The organism is Streptomyces regalis (assembly GCF_001509475.1).
Lineage (GTDB): Bacteria > Actinomycetota > Actinomycetes > Streptomycetales > Streptomycetaceae > Streptomyces > Streptomyces regalis.
In genome coordinates this window covers 1-21,122 of record NZ_LLZG01000394.1, presented here as the reverse complement: position 1 = coordinate 21,122, position 21,122 = coordinate 1, and the positions used below count along the sequence as shown (strand labels likewise).

Below are 21,122 nucleotides of genomic sequence, written 5' to 3'. Positions count from 1 at the left end.
CGCCGAACCCCGGGAGCTCGATTCCGTGGACGCCGGGCGGCAGTTCCAGCAGATCGCCGCGTTCGGTGCGGCGCTGCATCACACCGCCGCCTCGGCGATGAGAGCCGCGCTGTCGACCGCGTCCACGACAAGAACCAGGTCCTGCCAGGACACGTATCGCCGGCGGCTCAGACCGGCAGGTCGACCGTGGACCAGGATCCGGACCATGCCGGGCGGGCGATCTCACTGACCTGACGCAAAAGCGCAGGTCAGGAGCCCTTCACTACCGGCTCAAGGATGGCAACACACTCCACGTGATGCGTCATCGGGAAGATGTGCAATTTGGCCTGCTCCAGACAACATGCAGGTCAGAGGCGGTTTTCTAACCCATTCCAGGCCCCACGAGAAGCTTCGTGCGTCATACGTGCGTCACCACCGCCTACGTGCGTCAGAGACGCCGAGATCACAATCACGAACCTGCCCACAGCGTACTCGGCAGCAGCCCGACTCGCTGGCGACTGTGCGAATCACAGACTCCCCGCCCGAAAGCCCGCAGGAATCGAGGGTCAAACGCCGAAAGCCCCCCGCCTGGCAGGCACCAGATCGGGGGGCGTACTGAAGAGCAGGGGCGCGGGCGCAGAAGGATTCGGCAGGCGACTCAGTCGTCGCATGGGAAGATCCATCGCGAGCACGCCTCACCTGATCGCAACAGCCGACGTCTTCCCTCCGTCTGTGTCCGATCCGCGCGTAGTACCGCAGGTAGCTGCCGAGGAACTGGCGGTGGGATTCGGCGGTGAGCCCGCCGAAGTCGACGATCGCGGACAGTACGGACCTGAGGTCGCGCCACACGCCGTCACACATGGCCTTCACCGGATCTGCCAGGTTGCCCACCGCGGCCCGCTGATGATCGAAGCGCATGTGGGCGGTCAGGGCCGCTGCCCACGCCGGGCCGTCGTGGACGGCTTCCGACCCGACCGGTTCGAAGTGCTCGATCCACGAGAAGCGCTGCTCCTCCCGGGCCCGGCTTTGCTCGACCCAGGCGTTGAAACACCGCTCCAGGGGTGCCGGCAGCACGGCGATGCCATGTCGCGGTTCGAGGGCGGATTCAGCAGGAAGGCCCGATAGGCCGGGAGGGTGGCTCGCTTGGCTTCGGCGGCGAAGTCGTGCCCGAGCTGAACGCGCTGGTAGACGTGGGCCATCTCCTGCACGACGAGCGGGAACACTTGCGTCCCGAAGTCCAGTTGGCGGGTCTCCCCCGTCGGCAGCACGGCGCGTCGGCCGACACGCCGGCGCAGGGTGCGGACCGCGTCGTGGGTGAGGAAGATCGGCTCGTGCTCCAGCGAGCCGTGGCCAACCCCTGAGCTGTCCTCCGCCTTGCGGTTCTCCGCCCGGCTGTGCGTGAACATCCCGCTGGGGCTCATGGGTACGATCACCGCGGGCTCATGTCCGCTGGGCGTGTAGGCGAGGCGCAGGGGGTCGGCCGGGTCCGGGCTGTCGGCGAACGTGCCACCGCGTCCCTCGGTGACGCTCAGGATGGCGTCGATCGCGGCGCCGATGCGCAGGACGCCTGCCTCGTCGAAGGCCCGGCCCACGATCTGTAGCCCGAACGGCAGCCCGGAGGCGGAGAATCCGGCGGGTACGACCAGCGCCGGGTTGCCCGTCACGTTGAACGGCACCGTCTGCACCGCCACGGTGAGACTCGGCGGCGGCCAGTCGAGGGGGAACTCGTCGAAGTGAGCCGGTGGTGCCAGGGCGACTGTAGTGAACAGGGCGTCGTAGCGGCCGAGGAGCTCCCGATTGAGCGCCACGGTGAGTTCTTGGCGCAACCGGAATGCCTGGATGAGGTCGGCGGCGGAGAGCGTGGCCGCGCCGACGATGCGCTGGTAGGTGTAGCGCCCGAAGTCGTACGGTCGCTCGCGCAGGGCGTCTTCGTGGATGGCGTACGCCTCGGCGGTCATGATGAGGCGGCCGCACGCCTTGAAGAGCTCGAAGTCGGGCAACTTGACCTCTTCGACGACCGCTCCCAGAGCGGCCAGTTGCTGGGCAGAGGCGTCCATGAGCTCGACCACTTCCGGTGACACGCCGGGGACGTCGGCGAAGAGATCTCGGGCGTACCCGAGTTGCAGGCCCTCGATCCCCTCGCCCATTCCGGCCGTGTAGTCCGGCACGGGCACCTCGACACTACTCGGGTCCTCGGCGTCGTACCCGGCGATGACGCCGAGAGTCAGCGCGGCGTCTTCGACGTTCCAGGCGAGGTGCCGACGTGGTCGAGGGCGTACGACAGGGGGTAGACACCGCGTCGCGACACCAGACCGTAGGTTGGCCTGATGCCCACGGCGCCGCAGTTGGCGGCGGGAGATCGTATCGAACCGCCGGTGTCGGAGCCCAGGGCGATCCGGGTCAGCCCGCCGCCCACCGCGGAGCCGCTACCGGCGGACGAACCGCCGGTGAAGTGGTCGGGATTCCACGGGTTACGCGGAGGAGGGAAGGGCAGGTCGAAGCCGGGCCCGCCCAGGGCGAACTCCACCGTGCCCACCTTGCCGAGGAGTACGCCGCCCGCTGCCCGCAGTCGCGCCTGGACTTCCGCGTCACGGGCCGGGACGTTGTCCAGGCACAGCCGGGAGTTGCACGTCGTCGGAACGCCCGCGACGTCGATGATGTCCTTGAGCGCATACGGGATTCCGTGCAGGGGGCCCAGGTCGGTGCCGGATCCCAGTTCTGCGTCCGCTCGCGCCGCGTCCGTCAGCGCCTGCTCCTCGGTGACCCGGATGAACGCGTGCAATCGGTCGTCGATGGCGGCGATCCGGTCGAGGAAGTGGCGTGTGAGCGCCGTGGAGGTGAGCTCACCGGCACGCAGGGCCCGCCCCCCGCCTCGGCGACGGACAGTTCGTGCAGCGGACGCGCCGCGTTGGCTTCACGAGGCATTCGAATCGGCTTCCCGCAGCAGGGCCGTCAGGGTAAAGACGTTCGAGGGTTCGCTCTCGGCGGGACGTTCCACACGGAGCCGCTCGGCCATCTGGCTCAGTTCGAGGTGCACGGCGAAGGCGCCGAGCCGACGGTCCGTGGGCACACGGATTCCCTGGCGCTCCATCAAGAGATCAAAAACACGCAAGGACTCTTCGTGATCACTCGACGGTCTGGCTTCCATGGATGCTCCGTTTCGTCCTTGGTGCGGACAGGGGGAAGGTAAGGATCGACTCAACGCCACCAGGAGAAGGGGGTAAACACTTCCTGCGGCGCGAAGGAACCGTGGTCGTATTGGTATTCGGGATCGGTGAGGAAAGATTCGCCCTCGGCGACCAGGAGGAGGTCGCCCACCCGGCGCCGGGCGAGCGATCCCGGTGTGAACACATTGTCGGCGTCGACCGGCCGGACCGTCGGGGGCAGGTGCGGCCGGCACCTCCCATGGTGAAGCCGTGCCGGCGTCCGAGCCGGTCCAGCAGGGACTCAAGGCCCTCGTCGTGGACGGTGGGTACGAGGCCGTGGTCCTAGTGTGCGATGACGAGTGCGGGACCGGACGCCAGCTCCCGTGCGAAGGCTTCGAGTGCGTCGAGGAAGGTGCCGACTTCGGCGTTGTAGCCGGTGCGGTGCACCTGCTGGTCCACCTCGATGTAGCACCAGAGGAACAGGGGCCGGTTCGCCCCGTGCCGGGCGAGCGTTTCGCTCACTGCGGCACGGACCCGGTCGGCGATCTCACCGGGGGGGACGGTGGCGGTACACCCCGTCCTCGGTGAAGAAGCTGTGACCGGACACCGGCTGTGCGTGGGAGAGCAGCGCGTCCCGCCAGGCGGAGTCGTAGGTCTCCATGTCTCCCAGCACGCTGATCGGCTTGTATCCCAGCCGAGCGGCGTCGGAGAACACGTTCTCCGGGACTTCCGTCAGGCCGGGCCCCCGGTATTGGAAGACATTGACCAGGCCGACGTTCTCCGCAGGATTGGAGAAGACGACGCCCGGCACTCCGTGCGTGGCGACATCCTGACCGCTGAGGGCACTGAGCCAGCACGCGGACGAGGTGGTCGGGTATACCGACTGTGCACAGCATGTTTCCGCCGTCCGCCAGTGGCGCTCCGCGCACTCCACATTTATTCCGTCGAGAGCAAAGACGACGACGTGGCGGGGATGACTTCGGCGGCATTCCTCCGAAACTATCCGCGCTACCTCACTCCTGAAATCGACGACAGAAAGAGACTTAAACGCAGAATGCACGGACACCACGCGGATACACCTTCGTTTCCCTTCTCCATCCACCGAATTGATCAATCCCGAGAACACGCGGAAGTCAATGAAGGAGGTCAAGTACCGACCGGGTCAAGAATCCCCAGTTTTTGTCTCGTCTGGCGGAGTGAGCGGCACTTTCCGCTCAGGCTCCGCACAACTCCGTCAGTTGGGTCGGACGCGCGGGTTCCTCGAGGGAGGAGCCGAAGAGCCGCGCGGTGAACTCTCCACGGCGGTGGACCCTGATTTCGGGCTTCAGGGATCCGCCCCGTTCCTCGGCCCGCCGGGCGGGCAAAGGCTCCGGAGCACTCCGGTCCAAGCGCTCGTCCGCCAGCGCCGCCAGCCTGACAGCCCACTGGCGCATCTGCTCCGGAACCCACTGCGCGTGCGCGGCGTCGCGCAGGCGCTCCCACAGCCCGGCCTCGCTCCACTGCGTGAAACGACGGTGCGTGTTCTGCCATGACACCGGGAACGACTTCGGCAATGCCCGCCAAGGCACTCTGCTGACCAGCACGTACACGATCGCGGCGAATATGGCCTCTTCGTCGTTGCGCTGCGTGCCGCCGCCCTGCGGACGAGCAGCGGGCTTGGGCAGTTGACGGGAGGCCAGGGGCCACACCATGGTCGGCGACAACCAGGCGAACCGGCCGGCATCCGGTGCGGTGGCGGGCTGCATCTGATGGATGGGGCGCACGACGGCCGTACGGCTGTCGGAAGGCGCGGGGAGCTTTCGGGAGTTCACTGGACCTCACTGCGATGGCGAGGGAACGGAGTATGAGGGCGGCGGACGCTGCCACGACGTCGGGGATTGACACTGTTCAGTGGCCTCGGTGTCCTGGTCTGAGGTCCGCGAGGGCGGTGAGCGCCGCGCTGTACAGCTCCGGATCGACCAGCTCTCCCGTCACCAGCAGGAAGTCGGCGACCGGGGTCAGAAGCAGAGTGCCGCCCTCAAAGTCGCACTGCGCGGCCGCGTCCGGGGCACGCCCCGGACGCGGGCCACAGGCCACCGAGGTAAGCCTCATGCCATAGCGCAGCGTGCGCGGATCGCTCGGCCCGGCCGGTCCGTCGTCCTCCCCCAGCCACTCCGCACGCCGCCGCGCCTCCCGCGCAGCCGCCAGATCGAGGGCCATGAGGAGCATGTGGAAGTGGCTAGCGCTCGTCTCATCCACATTCGCCCATAGCCGCAGCAGTTCCAGCAGCTCGGGCGCCAGATGGAACTCGTCGGCAAGACTGGCGAGTTGATGTACGTCGACGTCGCAACCCGGTCTCAGCGTCATCATCACGTCAACGACGTCCTTGGCGTTGAAAGGCCGTTGGAACCGTTCCTCGGCGACGGCGAGGAGACCGGCGGCAACAGGGTCGTCCGGTAGACAAGGCCGGAGCGGGACCGCGCCCTGGTCACCAGTGAGCGCGCAGGTGGTGATCTCCACGTGGGTCTCGCGGTCCAGCAGAGGATCCGCGCCAGGCCAGCTCAGGTTCACCACGAAGTGCTGTGCTTCGTACCCGAGCATCGTCACGTCCATCTCCTGTGGACCGTATTCAACGGCGAGTGCGCTGACGACCCGCCATAGGCAGGCCGGGTCCGGGACCACCAGGTCGAGGTCGCTCATCGGCCGGGGAAGGTCGTCGGGATACCAGGCGGCGAGCGTGAACCCCTTGATCGGCTGCGCTCCCAGCTGCTCGGCCGTTTGTTGGACTCGGGCGTAGAACGCGAGCCGCTTTGCGAGCCGCTGCAGCTCGTCCGTGGATCCGGTGCCGACCACACCCTCCCGTGCGGCCGCTGTCATCACGAGTGACCGCAGAGCATGCGAGGTTCGTCCGGCGACCGTCACCACGTCGTGGGGTGGTGCGTCGTCGTCGAGGTCCAGCATCTGCCGGAAGAAGGCAAGGTTGACCGGAGGCGTAGTCAAGTCGGTGTCCTGATTCATCGGTTGGGGGCGTGCCAGTAGACGTGGTCGGTGCGCCAGCCTCGCCTGTGCAGAGAGGCGACGACGTGAGCGCCGTGGTCCGGGCCAGACACCCCCGTTCGGTGCACGACATTGCCGAGCAGGGGAAGCCCAGCCCGCGCGCCCTGCGCGAGCGCGGCATCGGTCAGGAGCCCCGTGAGGGTCCGCGTCTTGAAGGGGACGGGGACCAGAACGTCGAAGAGTTCGAGGTACTCGGTGCCGGTGACCTCATCGGTGAAGGGGCGGAGTGTCACGTGCCCGGCAGGCACGCCGTGTTCAACGGTCGCGACCAGCGTGAGCCGACCGGAAACGGCCAGCACCTCGTCGGCCTGCGCCTGGGCGTCCTCGCGCTGCACGGAGACGCCCTGCTCGGCTGCTCCAGCCGCAAAGGCGTCGGTGATCCAGCCACGGACCTGTTCACTGTGTTCTGGTCCCGCCGGCACCACGACGACACCCTCCGAGTTGTTCTCGCTGATGCCACCGAGTGCGCCATGGTGGCGCACGTACGTGAGGTGCTCGGCCCAGGGCGGCCCCAGCCGAGCGTTGGGGCCGGTGCGCAGCAGTACGCCGTGGACGCCTGGATAGGTCAAGAAGGCGTACGCGCGCAGCGCGTCGGCCGCCTCCTGTGAGACGGGAGCCGGATCGGCGTACTCGATAAGGCAGAAGTCCCGCCCGATGAGTGCGTCCTCTGTCCTGCCTAGGACGCACTCCACCTCACCGATGCGTACCAACATGTCGGCGTCACGACAGGCGGCGAGGTATCCAGGGTCGACGTGCTGGGTACTCATGCCTGTTCCGGTTCAGGTCGTACGACGGTGATCTGATGCTCGGCGATTGTGGTGGCGGCCAGCCGGACCTCCTCAGCGGTCACCCGCTTCAGGGAGAGGATCCCGTCCTCCACACTCCAGGGCCGGGTCCCCAGCTCGGTCTCCCGGCGCAGCGTCAAGGCGTGGTCCCAGGGCCTCTCGGCATCAATCACCAATTCCATGACCGCCTGCTGCTGAGCCACGGCAAGGTCCTCCGGATCCGGACCGTGCTGGGCGATTTCCAGGAGTAGTTCCCGCACGATTTCCTGGGCACGCGCCAGATTGCGGTCCTCGACCCCGGCCAGGATCTTCCATACTCCGGCCTCGGTGTAACTGCGTGCCCCCGTGTAGAAGGCGTAGACGAGCCCCTCCCGCCCGCGCAGCCTGCGGTAGAGCAGGGACGACGGGGAGGGACCGAGGAGATGGGCGAGAATGGTGTAGGCGTGACGCCGAGGATCACTCATCGACGGCGCCCGGCTGCCGGTTGCGAACCACGAGAATCCATCGGAGCCACCCTCCTGGGGCCGCCATAGCCCCGTTGCAGGCTCGTCCAGGGTCTCCGTCCTCGATGCTCCCACTGATGCCCATGTGGTCCCGACGACGTGCTTTGCCACTTCGGTCGGCGCGGTGCCCCCCGTGCACACCAGGGCCATACGGCGGCGGAGTAGCACTTCGCGGTGTACGGCGAGCACATCGGGCAACCTGAGGTCACGGATGTTTTCGACGGTTCCACCGACCGGGCGACCGAGCGGATGCCCCGAGAAGACAGCCGCCAGGAAGGCATCCTGCACAGTGTCACTGGGATCCGCGGCAGCAGCGGCCAACTCCTGCAGGACAGCTTGCCTTTCGGTGTCGAACACGCGCTCGTCAAGCTGTGGATCCCGGACGGCCTGGGTCAACAAGCCGACGACTTCGAGTACATGCGCGTTCAACACCTGTACCTGAAAGATCATCCAGTCGAGCCCGGTGATGGCATTGGCCTGCCCGCCCAGCCGCTCGACATGCTCACTGAGTGAACGCCCGCCATCCAACGGAGCCGACATCAGCAGATGTTCCAGAAGATGCGCGACCCCGCCTTGTCCGCTCGGATCGTCACGCGATCCAAAGTCAACGGCCAGACTCAACGTGCTGGTGCGCCAGCGCCCGTCACTCTCACCGATCACCACAACTGGCAGATCACTACACATCGTGAGCAACACACCTTCATTTCAGGAGAGCACCCCGACAAGGGGCGCAGGACTGTGCCCCTACGCGCTCAGCGAAGCGAAACGCTGCCGGGAAGCAAGAGCATGGCTCCCCGGCAGCGGGGTCATTACTTGACCGGCTTCACCTTGATCTTGTCCAGGCGAGGACGAAGAGTGGCGATGTGGTTGCGCTCCATGGTGGTTCACCTCCTTTCACAGCTCGGAGCCGAGGGACATGGCCGACCGGTCGAACGTCTCCGCGTCGGCCACCGGTACTGCGTCGTGTCGAACACGACGTGATACCGGCAGTTCAGGGAATGAAGCGGTGTAGCGTCAGGTGCCGAACTCGATCGCTCCTGTGCGCCGCCCACGCCGCGCGGCCCACCCGAAGACGACTACCGCCACGGCCAGCCAGCCAACGCCCGTGATCACGCCGAGCACAGCCCGGCCGAGTATTCGCAGGACCGGAGCACCTTGGAGCACTCCGCGCAGTGCTTCGAGTTCGTGGGTCAACGGAAGGAACTGGGCCAGGAGTTGGAGTGGTTGGGGCCAGTAGTGGACAGGGACCTGCACTCCGCAGAGGGCCATCATGCCGAGGTAGGCCACATTGGAGACGATGTTGCGCAGGGCGGGCTGGTCGGCGACGAGCGCGGCGAGGGCGAGCCCGAAGCAGTAGGTGCCGAGCGCAGTGAGAAGCACTAGCAACACTGCCGCCGCAGCGCTGTTCAGGGTCCAACGCAGGCCGAAGGCAGGCCCGAGAGTGAACAACGCGACGAGCGAGGACACCGTGCCGCTGATCACCCACTGGAGGCTGCGCACAATGAAGGTCCAGGCGAGGTGTGTGGGTGCGGCGACGAGCAGGGGCATAGTGCCGAGCGATCGTTCCCAGGCGCTGGAGGCCACGACCATCGTGGCTTCGATGGCGCAGACCATGAGCGCGTTACCGATGACGAGGAACTGTTCGTTGTGCCCGGCGTCGGTGAGGCGTCCGACGAGGGTGAAGAACACGACCTGGCTGAGCATCCGGACGAGCCAGCCGAACAGCCAGGTCTTCCAGGTGTAGACAGCGGCGAGGTCGGCCACGGCGATGGCGCTGCCGTGCCGGAGGACGGTGAGTGCCTTGGAGGGCAAGCGTGGGTTCATGCGTGCCCCAGGGTGCCGAGAATCCGTACCCGGTCGAGAACGCGGCGCATGAGCACAGAGGCGCAGGCGAGTCCCGCCGCAGCGAGCAGCCCCAAAGCTATTAGCTGCATGGGCAGTTGGCGTGGCTCCTCGGGGCGGAAGGCGGACCGGAGCAGATCGGCCGACCATGACAGATAGATGATCCGGCTGATCGGGTGCACCCAGTGCGGCAGAACTTCGATGGGTACGACGATCCCGGACAGTAGGTAGAACGGGAAGCTCAGCGAGTTCTGATACGGTCGTCCGCCGCGCGTAAGCACCAGCAACGTGGCAATCAGCGCCGCCGTACAGGCGGTGGTGAGGGACGTCGTGAGGATGCCGACGACCAAGGTGAGTGGGTGGTGCACGCTCAGATGGACGCCGAAGCAGAGGCCGACCACCCAGGCTTCGGCGAACGCGATGAGACTGGCCGCAGTCACCGCGCAGATGCGTCCGGTTATGACCTGAGCAAGCGGTGCGGGGGTAGCGACCGTGGGTTCCAGGGTGCCGTCGTGGCGGTCGCGGTCGATCAGGTCTCCGGCGGTGAACAGGGCCATTGTCCAGAGTGCCATCAGCGTCGGCGCGATGATCGCATTGGGGGCGAGGCCGGCCTGGTGAGAAGCATCGGTCATGGCCAGCAGGATGAGCGTGTACAGGGGCACGGTCGCCAACACGTGGAGATTGCCGGGAGAGCGCCACAGCAGGGCGGCTTGCAGGCTGAGGCCGGCGCGGAAGGCTCTCATGAGGCGACATCCATGCCCCGGTCGCCGATCAGCTGGAGGTAGACCTCTTCGAGACCAGGCCGCGTGGTAGCCAAGTTGGTGACACCGGCGTCGACGAGTAGTCGCAGGACCGGCGTGAGCGCGTCTTGGTCCGTGACCTCGATCAGAGTGATGCCGTCAGGGCCGGTGTTCACGGAGGTGACGCCGGAACGCGTGCCCATCTGGGCGAGGAGCTGGGCGGGGACGTCGGTGGCCTCGATACGCTCGTGCCGGGACAACAGCGCGCCCAGCTCCCTTGGAGTGGCGGTGTGCAAGATACGGCCGTCGTCAATGAGGGTGGCGCGGTCGCAGACGGTCTCTGCCTCAGCCATGTCGTGAGTGGTGAGCAGGATGGACCGGCCCTCACGGCGCAGTTCACCGATCAGCGTGCGGAAGTCCCGTGCGGAGACGGGGTCCATGCCGGTGGTCGGTTCGTCGAGCAGCAGGACCCTGGGGGCGTGCATCAGCCCGCGGGCGAGGTGCAGGCGCTGCTTCATGCCCCGAGAGAAGGTCTCCACCCGCTCGTCAGCGTGTGCGGTGAGCCCGAAACGGTCCAGCAACTCGGCGGCCCGGGCTCGGAGCTCGTGGCCGGGCACACCGTACAGGGCGCCCCAGTAGTGAAGGTTGCGGCGGGCAGAAAGCCGGCCGTACAGCCCCCGGTCGCCGCCGAAGACACAGCCGATCAGGGGGCGAACGGTGGCGAGTCGGGTGACGACATCGCGGCCGAGGATGCGGGCCGTGCCCGCGCTCGGCACCAGGACGGTGGCGAGGATCTTGCAGAGGGTGGTCTTGCCCGCGCCATTGGGGCCGAGCAGTGCGTGCACCTCGCCCTCGCCGACAGTGAGATTGATCCCGTCGAGAGCCGTACGGAGGGCTCCTCGCTCGCCATTCGGCAGAGGGAAGTCACGGCGCAGTCCTCGGATTTCGATGGCGTTCATCGCAGCGCCTCCGCAGGAGGCATCACGCCAAACAGGTGGGGCAGGCCCGATTCCCGGACGCGCGCGGCACGGTACCCGCACATGAGGTCGAGTTCCTCCAGAGTTCCATCGTATTCAGCAGGTGTAGCTCTTCACGTTGGTGGCCTTACATGTGGCGATCACGTTTCCAGGGGAACCGTTGGGCGGGTACCTGAAACGTTGCAGGTGTTGGAACCAGAAGTTCTGTGCCTTGGCTGGCCCGCTGCCACGTGTCGTGGTCTGTGCGCTACTCCTTCGCGCCCAAGGCCGGATAGCGGCCGTGCGTCAACGGCCAGTTCGTTTCCCCAGAGGGTGAAGTCCCCCAGAACCGGTCGACGACCGGCGGTGGATGGCCGAGCACCGGTACCGTGCGGCGGTCCTCAAAGTGATGGACGGGGCACCGGTCGCTCAGGGTGGCCCGTCAAGTCGGGGCCTCGCGGCAGTCGGTGTACACCTGGCTCGGGCGGTACCAGGCCGGTGGCCTGGACGCTCTGGTCGACAAGTCGCGCCGCCCCCATGTCTCCCCACACCAGGTGCCCGCCGAGGTCGAGGCCCTGCTCTGCGAACTGCGACGCTCCTAATCCACGGTGGGGTGCCCGCCCCGCCCCATCGTCCACGAGCTCGGACAGCGTGGCCTGGTGCAACTCGACATCACGGGCGGCGTGTTCCTGGCCAGCGGCCGCGAGTGCAAGCTCGTCACCGGGATCGACGACCACTCCCGGTTCATTGTGTTCGCCGAGCCGTCCGGCCGCGCGGTGTGCATCACCTTCGCCGAGGCCATGTCCGCCTACGGAGTGCCGTCGGAAGAGCTGACCGACAACGGAAAGCAGTTCACCGGCAAGTACACCAAGCCGTTCCGGCCGAGGAGCTGTTCGAGCGGATCTGCCGGGAGAACGGCATCACCGCACGGCCGACCAAGCCCCGCTCACCCACGACGATCGGGCAAGATCGAGTGGTTGAGGGACCAGCCGTCGCCCGCGCTGTGGTGGACGACGAGGGACAGTAGGTGTTCCTCGGGGCCGAGGCGGTACAGCGTGGCGCGCAGCAGCGGTGCCCGGGAGAGAGCGAAAGGCTCGGCAGCCTCGTCCGTTGCGGCGCGCAGTGCCGACTGTTCCGGCGAGACGCCTCCGCTGAGGTCGACGAAGCGCAGGACGCCTTCTGAGCGGGCGCGAGCTCGGCGATGATTCCACCAGGCGGGCTGCTCAGAGTGGTGCGCAGAGCTTGGTGGCGCGCCACCAGGTCGTCCGCGGCCAGGGCCAGAGCCCTGCGATCCAGGACGCCGGTCATGCGCACAGCGGCAGGCAGGTTGTAGGCGGCGTCGGCCTCGGGACACAACTCGGCGAGCGCATACGGTGCACCCCCACGGACGCGGGGGTGTTCCACGGTTGGGTGCCACGACATTTCAGGTCGATGCCTTCATCCTGGGGCGGCGCTGTTCCCCAATCCCCCAGCCTCAGAGCTCGTAACACGATCATGATAGGTGCTTCTTGAGGCGCCTCCAGCAGATGAGGCTGGAAGCCAACGAGACGAAGGCGTCGTGGAGTTCGGTTCGGCGTTCCCAGCGGACGGCGAGGCGCTTGAACTGGTGGAGCAGAGCGAAGGTCTGCTCGACGACGTAGCTGTTGCCCAGTCCCTTGATGTTCGGGGCGCCCTTGCGGGAGATGACCGGCAGGATCCGCCGCTTGCGCAGCTCACGCCGGTTGGGGTTGGAGTCGTAGCCCCTGTCACCGAGCAGCGAGTCGGGCCGGCGGCCCATCTTCCGCCGGTCGACCGGCGAGGGACCGGTGTCGGCTCACAACCGAGGGCTCCTAACGTCCGAGGGCAACTGGTCGGCGGAAGCGGTCAGCGCGTGGGAACAGCATCAGGTTTCTACCACGCGGACATGCCGCAACGCAGGGCCCCAATAGCGCTCGCCACTGCGGCAAGGGGGCACCGGCTGATCGAGCCGGCGATAGTAGGGCTAGCGGGCGAGATTGAGGGCCTGGCACGTGACGGGCACCCGCCGGCGGCCAGCTCTTTCACGATCGGGAGATCCTCTTCGCGGAAGGTGTGCCTGCGACAGATAGGCAGCGGCTCGGCGCAGGACCTCGCGCTCCTGTTCCAGCAACTTGATGCGCCGACGTGCCTCCCGCAGTTCCGCACTCTCCTGGCTGTTCGTTCCGGTCTTGGTCCCGTCGTCGATGTCCGCCCGGCGCATCCACTCCCACAGCGCCATCGCGTGGACCCCGAAGTCGGCGGCCACCTGCTCGATCGTCACACCCAGGCGGCCATTCCTCGCGACCCGCACGACGTCCTCGCGGAACTCTGCTGGACAAGGATTGGGCACAGCGACATCCTTCCCACCCACCTCACAGGGCAGACCAGTTCACATGTCACCCATTCGTGTAGCAGACCCCACGAACGTCGCTGCGCTGAGCAGATGAAGGAGCGCAGCGCACTCCACACGGTGTACCCGTCCCACCCTCGAAAGCGCGTCGAGCAGGTTCACCGGAACTATAAAAGGGCAGGTCAGATGCCCTTCGCTGCTGGCTCCAGAACAGCAACACACTCAACATGCGATGTCATCGGAAGCATGTCAGGAGCAGAGGGAGCCAGAGAACTTGCAGGTCAAGCCTATGTTTTCACTCCGCCAAGCGTGCCTGCGCGGGCTCGGAGCGTCAAATGAGCGCCCCAACCCATACTCCACCGGCATGCCACATCCCCGAATCCTCTGCCCGCGGCCCGGCCCTGCTGCGCCCAACCGGCTTGCCTGCGCCGGTGGTTGGCCCATCGCGACCGGTAAAGGGTCTGACCGAAGCATGGGCGCATCCAGTGCTCGACGCCTCGTCGACTCTCTCGTGGGGACGAACAGCTTCGTAAGTGATGTACCGGCGATTGCAGGTGCGGACCTCCAAGCGCGGGTGGGTGTAGGCGGCGAGGCGACGTACGGATGGGAGCCACATGGCCCGCAGTTCAGGTACGAGAGCCCGATGCGGGGCAGCCGTCGAGCGTGGTGGCCATGGCAGGTTTGTAGTTCAGCCACGCCCAGGCATCCATCAGGAAGGTACGCAGGCCCACAGGAGCAGGTCCGGAACGTCGGCCCCCACACCCTCCTCAGCCCAGGGAAGCGGCAGGCGGCGCCGGCGGCGGATCCGTTTCGAGGTCTTGATCCACTGCCGCCTCAAGTAGCCATACTGTTCTGCCTGGGGTAACAGGAGTCAAAGGTGGGGGATGCATGGTGGAAGCCATAAGAGCTCGTAACACGATCTTGTTGAAGTGCCCTGGTCCGGCGTGACCGATGTGACGATTCGGCTGTTCGGCAGGGTGTGAGTACTCGGCCGTGGATCGTGGATGACGAGTTGTGGGCACTGATCGGGCCTCTGCTGCCGCCCTGGCCGGAGAAGGCGCCGGGCCCGCAGCCGGTAGCGGACCGGCTGTGTCTGCAGGGCGTCCTGTACGTGCTCCACAACGACATAGCCTGGCAACTCCTGCCCCCAGAGCTGGGGTTCGGCTCCGGACAGACCTGCTGGCGACGCCTGGATCGCTGGCAGCAGGCCGGTGTCTTCGAGCAGCTGCACTGCATCCTGCTCGCCGAACTCAACGCGGCCGGCGAACTCGACTGGTCCCGCGCGTGTGTAGACGGCTCCCACATCCGCGCGAAAAAGGGGGCCCCGACACGGGGCCGTCGCCGGTCGACCGGCGGAAGACGGGCAGTAAACACCATCTGATCTGCGACGGACGCGGCACCCCGCTCAAAGTCATCACCACTGCGGCCAACGTCAACGACGTCACCCAGACCATCGCCCTCGTCGATGGCATTCCGCCCGTGGCCGGAAGGATGGGCCGCCCGCGGCGCCGCCCGGACTCACTTCTCGGTGACAATACGACTCCAACCCCAACCGGCGTGAGCTGCGCAAGCGGCGGATCCTGCCGGTCATCTCCCGCAAGGGCGCCCCGAACATCAAGGGACTGGGCAAACTCCGCTACGTCGTCGAGCAGACCTTCGCTCTGCTCCACCAGTTCAAGCCCCTCGCCGTCCGCTGGGAACGCCGAACCGAACTCCACGACGCCTTCGTCTCGTTGGCTTCCAGCCTCATCTGCTGGAGACGACTCAAGTAAGCCCACGCGTGATCCTTTTACGCGCTCCTGGACTGCTATGCCTGGCAGGCTGCGATCTGGTCCGGCACCGAGAAGTCTGAAGCACAGTCGGGACACGTCGTGGAGCCAAACAGGTGGGTCAGATGCTCTGCGGTTGCTGGCTGGCCGGCCCTGACGGCCACATCGTGCAGCCGAGACGCCAGTGGCGGCAGGTCCACGGGGTCCGCCGGGCGGACCCCGTGGACTATGGGTCCCTCACGGCCGACAACCCGAAAGCGCGCGTTCGGGTCCCGACGGCGAGTGCCTGGCCCCTTGTAGGAAAGGTCGATCTCCAAGCTCAGTGCGCAGGAGGGGCACACTACGGGATGCTCCTCACGGCGCAGTCTGCGCCTCCATACGGGCACCCCCTCAAATGCCAGGAGGTGCTCCAGCCAGTACAGAAAGTCGTCTACATCGCCCTCGAAGGGCCTTGTCCCCACGACGTTCTGGGTCAGCTGGTGCAGCTCGTTGATCGCAGCCGGGTAGCGCGTCTGCACGTAACCGGGCTCGTGAAGCTGTTGCTCCTCGACGACGATGCGGCCGGCCAACCCAAGTGCCGGCCAGCGACCACCAGGTTTGCGACCGGCAGCGATGTCTGTCAGAACGGGCAGGGCGGCAAAGCTGGCTGTGTACACCGACCCCTGGTGGTAGAGAGAAGCCCACAGGTCCTCCCACGCCTCGTCAGCCAGCTCGGGATCACCGATCTCATCAAAGAGCCGTGGCAGGTTGGATGCGGAGCCATAGGCATGCTTCAGACGGGACCAGTCCAGTGTCATGCCAGCAATCATCCCAGCCGCATCCGACTGGCACCCCGTACCTCACCAATGCCGCCGACAAGACAAGATCGTGTTACGAGCTCTAAGGGAGGCATACGGGCAGGCCCTGTTGGGCATACTCGAGCGTCCGGCCGCGGAGAGGGTGACAGAGGCTGCGCCTGCTCTGGCGCACTTGAGCAGGTTTGGGCTTACAGCCCCCCGACGCGGGCTGAGTAACGCCCTCGCTCTGGCGCTGGTACACAGCTCGTACTACTACGAAAACAAGAAGGCTGTCCCGGGCATCACGAAAGCCATGTTGGACGCACTCAACCGCCTGGGCGGAGCGTTCTTGCAGAAAGCGGCGGCCGCTGAGGCCTACCGCAACTCTGCGAGCCCAACTTCGGGGTCGATGAGCAAAGATGTCGCCAGCATCGCCTCGTCCGTCCCGGCCTGGGCGGCAGAGCAGAAATGGATTCGCCAGTCCGCGGCTCTGAGTGTCGGCCTTAGCAGGGAGGAAATTCCCGCAAAGGTTACTGCTCTCCTCTTCCGCCAACTCCTTGGCGTGCTGTGTCTCGGGAGCGAAGAGGAAGTAGCCGGAAAACTAGTGTCGGACTTAATCACGACCCAGCATCAAGGAGCGGCGGGAGACGTAAGCGACCCCAAAAAACTCCTACAGGAACATCTGGGCTTCAACGCGGTCACCTATGAGTTCGGGCGTGAAGGCCCTGATCACAACACCATGTTCCATGCTGTCGCTACTGATTCACGTCGACGACGTGGCGAGGGAACAGGAAGGAGTAAAAAGGCCGCCGCTCACCAGGCTTCTCTGGATTTCCTGCGGAAACATATACCGAATGCTCTGTCCGCGCATCGTCAGACTGCTGTGCCGCGCCTTCCCGCACTGGAAGTACCGTTTCCAGAAGTCCACGTGAAGGCGGTGAGCCGCCTACAGGAACTGTTCAGTCTGCCTGATCAGGCACGCCCCTTGCTGTCTCAGGCCTTGATACATGCGTCATGGACGTACGAGAACCAGGCCATGATCGCCAGATATCGGCAACGGGACTATCAGGTTCTCGCGTTCCTCGGATCCCATGTTCTCGTCTATGAGTACTTCCTTGCCACGGCTCAGCACCTGGCCGTCGATCCGCCCGAGGAGTTCCCGTTCGGACATGTTCCGAACGACATCTTCGACAGCGCATTTCGCCGAGCAGGTCTGGCGCCTGGGCTGCTCCTTGGGGCAGGCCAGAGCTCGATGGGGATCCCTGTGGAGATGGGTTCGGACGCCTTCCAAGCGGTCCTTGGCGCGGTATCCGTAGCCGAAGGTTTTCCTGACACTCTCGCCACCCAATGGCCGGCGGAGTGGAGGTCACTGTGGCAGCTCATCGTTCCCACGGCGCCGCTGCCGATCGATCCCACGTCCCGCCTCGAACGTGCGGCGAGCGCCATGAAACTGCAATTGCGCCACGAGTACCGTGAGTCCGGCCCGGATCACCAACGGCGATACGCGGCCACAGTGATCTTCGAGAGCGTTGCCCTGGACCTCTCCACCAGGATGGATGGCGCTGCGGCTCTGGGAAAGACCCCGGCGAAGCACCAAATATCCCGCTTGGTCTTGAACGTCCTCGACAGACTCGCTGATCAGTCCCCCGCCCGCTCCTTCGACAGCGCCAACGAACGTGACAGGTCGTTGGCTCGGTTTCTGCTCGCCCAGCAGGCCTTCGTACTGGCCATGTCACCCGTGCCACCACAACGGTGGATCAGCCAACGGCTGTTCGGCCTTCATCTCGCCTCCGACAGCGCCGCATTGCTGATGTGGGCCGTCGGCGTCGACGAGTTGTTGAGCCTCGATGTCGCCCTGCAGCCGGGTAGCCATCTGCGGGAGGCGTTTCGGAGTGCGGTCGACACCACGGCCGATGCCGATCGCGCGCTCGACACGGCGCTGGCTCAAGCCATGGATGCCATCGAGCAGTTCCAAGACCCAGAGGCCGTGGACCCAGCCTTCCTCCAGCATTTGGTGCAACTGTGCGATGTCTACCGCTGCCTCGGTATCGACGACCCGGACATCTCCCTGTCAGAACTCGTGGACGACTGGCGGGTCCTGCACCGTGGTCGCTTGAAGACGGCGACACAATGGCCGGGCGTGCGAATTTCTGCCCGTGAACGGGCGACCGCCGACGCTGCCCTGTCCGCCGTCACGGCAGCAGGACACGAGACCTCGGCAGAGGTTGTCGGCGTCAGTCCGCTACATCTACGGTTCCGCTCCACCCAACCGCTCTCACGTTCCTCCGCCGAAGGGGTCTGCGCCCTGTGGTCGAAGGTGAGCAGGACTACCAGCATCATGCCGACCGATCACGGCATCGACGTGATCGTCAGCACCACCCAGACACCCGTCGACCCTGGCCCCGTAACCCAGGCAGTCGTGGACGCACTTCGCCCCAGCCCCGAACCGTACCGGGCTGCCGTCGCAGACCTGCTGCACGACCTCAAGAACCAGCTCGTCGCCTCCCGCCTCGCGTCCTCCCACCCGGCTGAAAGCCGTACCGCCCAGTTGCAGCAGCAGCTCACCGCCAGCCGACACCTCGACGAAGCCCACTCCCTGGCACTGCGTGTGAGGGCGGCAACATCGATCCTCCGGCCAGCCGGCACTGAGAGCGTCGAGCTCGGGGGGTTCCTCCGCCAGTACGCGGCAGCAGTTCTCACACGGCTCCCCGGCAACATCTCGCTGTCAGTCCCCGAAGCCAGCCACCCAGTCCACGTCGCTCTCGAAGCACGGGCGCTGAACGCGGTCCTGGACAACCTCGTCGGCAACGCGATCGAAGCACTGCGCAAGGGGGGTGCCATCACGCTGGCCTGGACGGCCGACGAGTACGAAGCCGTCGTGGAGATCGCGGACAACGGGCCTGGTCTGCCAGCCGACGTCGCAGCGGCCTTGGCCTCCGGAGAAAGAGTCCGCAGCACGAAACCGGGTGGGAACGGACTCGGTCTCCTCGGCGTGCGCACCCTCCTGGCCCGGGTCGGGGGCCAACTCAGCGCAACCCCCGCACCCTCTGGCACCGCGTGGCTCATCACCCTGCCGATCGCCACTTCAACGACATCGGAGTCCACATGATCCAGCAACTGGCAGGCGCACGCATCCTCGTCGCTGACGACCAGAGCGATGTGGCACGCACCCTGTGCCGCCCTCTACACAAAGCCGGTGCGCGTCTGCGTTTTGTTGCTGATGGGCACACTGCCCTGCAGGAGATCGCAACCCGCCCGTTCGACCTCATTCTCATCGACATGAAGATGCCGCCCGAGGAATGGGGCGGGCTCTGGCTGCTGGGGCAGCTCAAAGACGGCGGCTGGCGCCTTCCCAGCCTTGTGCTCTCCGGTGAGGGATCCAAGCAGCAAGTCATCGAGGCATTGCGTCTCGATGCCACGGACTGGGTTCTCAAGGACCACGCGGGAGAAGAGCTGTTGGAGCGGTGCGCAAAAGTCCTCTCCGACCGGCACGACCAAGCCCTCACTCTCGCGGGGAACGACCTGCCATCACCACTGGCTCACCGGTTCGCCCGCTACGAACGCACCGCCGACCCCGGCAAGAAGGCGATAGAAGGGCTCCACACCCTGGAGGCCATCTTCCGCTTCGCCGCCCTTCTCGGCCTGAGCACCACTCCACCCGCCCCCCTTCGGGGCATCACTGCCGCGCGCCTAGCGGCCCCCAGCATGGGCACATGGTTCGACATCTGCACGGCTCTCGCCAAACTGCCCGGAGCCGGCAGCGACTTCATGCGGATGCTCGCCTGGCTGGTCCCCGAAGGAGGCGATCACCGGCCAGTACAGGAACTCATTACCGTCCGCAACGACTTCGCGCACGGCAGGAGCGCACCCAGCGTCTCCGATGCCGAGCAACTCGACGCCCTGCTTTGTCGCTTCGCCCACCGGGCGGCATCATCATGGCGTGCCGACATCGCAGTTCCCGTATCCATGACCTTCGACGGCACGACATACGCCGTCGACGCCCTGAGCCTCAAAGGAACCGACAAACCCATCCCAGGCACACTGCCGACCCGAACCTCCATGATCACCGGCCAGGCATTTGTTGTACCTCACGGCGCCGAACCGATCCCCCTGGCCCCGTGGCTACTGACGCACACGCCGCCCGGCACCCACGATGTCCGGTGCTTGCAGTTCGACGGCCTGCAACGCGGCAACCCGGCCAACTCCGGGAGGACACCCTTCAGGTACGCCAAAACCGACGAAGGCGTCGACACCCCCGCGGTCAACCATCCCGATGCGACAGAACAAACGTTGTCCCAATGGACCGCCATGTGAAACCCAGACAGTCACTTCCCGCGGCACAGGATCGAATGGCAGGCCGGGCCGGCGGGTAGGCCTTCGGACCGACGTCGCTCTGCCAACGGTCACGTAGTGTGCCCGGAGCCTCTATGCGACGAACAGCCGCGCCCAAGGGCCAGCGCCTGCCATCTGACGGTCTGTTCTGGGGAGGATCTGGGGAGTACGAACCGCTCTGGGGGCGCGTGGGGAGAATCGGCTACGTAATGCGACACGATCCCGAAAGGCCCTGAAAGGCCGATCCTTGCAGGTCAGAGACACGGGGAACCGCATCGACGCACGTCAAATCGGTTCAGTAGACAACTTCAAGAAGATTCCTTCTCCCCTCGCCGCCTAATACTCCAGCTGTAGATCGTGATCTTGCTGGTCGGGGTCTGTCAGGGAACGCGTACGGCCACCGGTGATCATCGGTGTGTGAAGACAGAAGATCAGGCGGTGACGGCAGGCCACACCATAGGACCTGCCCGCTGGCAGGACATGTTCGAGGCCCTGATGGGCCGCATCGCGGGGTGCTTTGCCGGGTGGAATCGCGACGCCGGGCACGGCAGTTCGTCCTCGGGCTGATGTCGGACCTGCCGCGCAAGAACTGCTGGACACTTGCCGAGCACGCCGGATACGCGTCCCCGTACGGTCTGCAGCACCTGCTGTCCCGAGCCAAGTGGGACGCCGATGCGGTCCGCGACGACGTCCGCGGTTTCGTCATCGAGCATCTGCGGGCCGACGACGCGGTGCTGGTCGTCGACGAGACCGGCGACCTGAAGAAGGGTACGCACACAGTCGGCGTCCAGCGCCAGTACACCGGCACCGCTGGGGCCCGTATTTCAATAAGTGCTCGGCAGAGGGGTGTTGGTGGGAGTCTGAGATATGACCCCGTGTCTGTCAGGCCGCGTTGCCGCTCGTGCTCTGCG

Annotated in this window: 19 protein-coding genes and 3 pseudogenes; 5 read left to right on the top strand and 17 right to left on the bottom strand. The window is 66.0% G+C overall.

The genetic code is table 11. The features are described 5' to 3' along the window. Positions 1 to 78: 78 nt before the first annotated feature. The 13 genes from ADL12_RS57925 to ADL12_RS41605 form a co-directional block, all read right to left on the bottom strand. Positions 79 to 207, bottom strand: a complete 129-nt coding sequence (locus ADL12_RS57925) for a hypothetical protein (RefSeq protein WP_279617197.1) — start codon at positions 205 to 207, stop codon at positions 79 to 81. 698 nt (positions 208 to 905) lie between these two features. After that, positions 906 to 2,192 carry an amidase gene (locus tag ADL12_RS55830; RefSeq protein ID WP_279617198.1) on the bottom strand — a complete coding sequence of 429 codons (1,287 nt, stop codon included), beginning with the start codon at positions 2,190 to 2,192 and terminating at the stop codon, positions 906 to 908. Between the two features lie 11 nt (positions 2,193 to 2,203). Next, positions 2,204 to 2,836: an amidase gene (locus ADL12_RS57920; RefSeq protein WP_208614726.1), complete on the bottom strand. Its 633-nt coding sequence runs from the start codon at positions 2,834 to 2,836 to the stop codon at positions 2,204 to 2,206. 57 nt (positions 2,837 to 2,893) lie between these two features. Then, on the bottom strand, positions 2,894 to 3,127 hold the full coding sequence (locus ADL12_RS54605) for a hypothetical protein (protein ID WP_159053465.1): 234 nt from the start codon (positions 3,125 to 3,127) through the stop codon (positions 2,894 to 2,896). 340 nt (positions 3,128 to 3,467) lie between these two features. Beyond that, positions 3,468 to 3,647, bottom strand: a complete 180-nt coding sequence (locus ADL12_RS41645) for a hypothetical protein (RefSeq protein WP_062713224.1) — start codon at positions 3,645 to 3,647, stop codon at positions 3,468 to 3,470. Positions 3,648 to 3,672: 25 nt separating this feature from the next. Continuing rightward, the gene (locus ADL12_RS41640; RefSeq protein ID WP_062713222.1) at positions 3,673 to 3,936 is read right to left on the bottom strand and encodes a hypothetical protein; all 264 of its coding nucleotides are present in this window, start codon (positions 3,934 to 3,936) and stop codon (positions 3,673 to 3,675) included. A gap of 403 nt (positions 3,937 to 4,339) precedes the next feature. Next, on the bottom strand, positions 4,340 to 4,936 hold the full coding sequence (locus tag ADL12_RS41635; RefSeq protein ID WP_159053464.1) for a transposase: 597 nt from the start codon (positions 4,934 to 4,936) through the stop codon (positions 4,340 to 4,342). A gap of 76 nt (positions 4,937 to 5,012) precedes the next feature. Next, positions 5,013 to 6,104 (bottom strand): nucleotidyltransferase family protein, encoded by a 1,092-nt coding sequence (locus ADL12_RS41630; RefSeq protein WP_159053463.1) that lies wholly within the window; start codon positions 6,102 to 6,104, stop codon positions 5,013 to 5,015. A 14-nt stretch (positions 6,105 to 6,118) separates the two neighbouring features. Next, positions 6,119 to 6,928: a hypothetical protein gene (locus ADL12_RS41625; protein WP_062713217.1), complete on the bottom strand. Its 810-nt coding sequence runs from the start codon at positions 6,926 to 6,928 to the stop codon at positions 6,119 to 6,121. Beyond that, positions 6,925 to 8,145, bottom strand: a complete 1,221-nt coding sequence (locus tag ADL12_RS41620; protein ID WP_079052563.1) for a M16 family metallopeptidase — start codon at positions 8,143 to 8,145, stop codon at positions 6,925 to 6,927. Before ADL12_RS41620 ends, ADL12_RS41625 begins: the two co-directional genes overlap by 4 nt. A 318-nt stretch (positions 8,146 to 8,463) precedes the next feature. Then, entirely contained in the window at positions 8,464 to 9,273 is an 810-nt protein-coding gene (locus tag ADL12_RS41615) for an ABC transporter permease (protein ID WP_063806801.1), read from the bottom strand. Next, entirely contained in the window at positions 9,270 to 10,034 is a 765-nt protein-coding gene (locus ADL12_RS41610) for an ABC transporter permease (RefSeq protein ID WP_062713214.1), read from the bottom strand. The genes ADL12_RS41615 and ADL12_RS41610 overlap by 4 nt, the downstream gene beginning before the upstream one ends. Continuing rightward, a complete protein-coding gene (locus ADL12_RS41605; RefSeq protein ID WP_062713212.1) occupies positions 10,031 to 10,990 on the bottom strand; it encodes an ABC transporter ATP-binding protein in 960 nt (319 codons plus the stop codon). Before ADL12_RS41605 ends, ADL12_RS41610 begins: the two co-directional genes overlap by 4 nt. Positions 10,991 to 11,357: 367 nt before the next feature. Between ADL12_RS41605 and ADL12_RS57390 the strand changes: the two are divergent. Continuing rightward, positions 11,358 to 11,954 (top strand): annotated as a pseudogene (locus tag ADL12_RS57390) (helix-turn-helix domain-containing protein); the annotation flags it as partial. Here the strand turns inward: ADL12_RS57390 and ADL12_RS58755 are convergent. From ADL12_RS58755 to ADL12_RS55820, 3 genes are all read right to left on the bottom strand, one after another. Continuing rightward, entirely contained in the window at positions 11,934 to 12,341 is a 408-nt protein-coding gene (locus tag ADL12_RS58755) for a condensation domain-containing protein (protein WP_159053462.1), read from the bottom strand. The pseudogene ADL12_RS57390 and the gene ADL12_RS58755 sit on opposite strands and share 21 nt — an antisense overlap. A gap of 138 nt (positions 12,342 to 12,479) precedes the next feature. Continuing rightward, on the bottom strand, positions 12,480 to 12,764 hold the full coding sequence (locus ADL12_RS51875; RefSeq protein WP_107120159.1) for a transposase: 285 nt from the start codon (positions 12,762 to 12,764) through the stop codon (positions 12,480 to 12,482). 204 nt (positions 12,765 to 12,968) lie between these two features. After that, positions 12,969 to 13,265 carry a hypothetical protein gene (locus tag ADL12_RS55820; protein ID WP_208614724.1) on the bottom strand — a complete coding sequence of 99 codons (297 nt, stop codon included), beginning with the start codon at positions 13,263 to 13,265 and terminating at the stop codon, positions 12,969 to 12,971. Positions 13,266 to 14,313: 1,048 nt separating this feature from the next. On the opposite strand from ADL12_RS55820, the pseudogene ADL12_RS51870 reads away from it, so the two are divergent. Beyond that, a pseudogene (locus ADL12_RS51870) lies at positions 14,314 to 15,106 on the top strand (IS5 family transposase). A 35-nt stretch (positions 15,107 to 15,141) separates the two neighbouring features. Here the strand turns inward: ADL12_RS51870 and ADL12_RS41585 are convergent. After that, positions 15,142 to 15,900 (bottom strand): hypothetical protein, encoded by a 759-nt coding sequence (locus tag ADL12_RS41585; RefSeq protein WP_079052560.1) that lies wholly within the window; start codon positions 15,898 to 15,900, stop codon positions 15,142 to 15,144. A gap of 292 nt (positions 15,901 to 16,192) precedes the next feature. Here ADL12_RS41585 and ADL12_RS41580 point away from each other — a divergent pair, with 292 nt between their 5' ends. The 3 genes and pseudogenes from ADL12_RS41580 to ADL12_RS41570 form a co-directional block, all read left to right on the top strand. After that, positions 16,193 to 18,988: an ATP-binding protein gene (locus tag ADL12_RS41580; protein ID WP_159053461.1), complete on the top strand. Its 2,796-nt coding sequence runs from the start codon at positions 16,193 to 16,195 to the stop codon at positions 18,986 to 18,988. Next, a complete protein-coding gene (locus ADL12_RS41575) occupies positions 18,985 to 20,193 on the top strand; it encodes a response regulator transcription factor (protein ID WP_062713208.1) in 1,209 nt (402 codons plus the stop codon). The genes ADL12_RS41580 and ADL12_RS41575 overlap by 4 nt, the downstream gene beginning before the upstream one ends. 513 nt (positions 20,194 to 20,706) lie before the next feature. After that, a pseudogene (locus ADL12_RS41570) lies at positions 20,707 to 21,122 on the top strand (transposase); the annotation flags it as partial.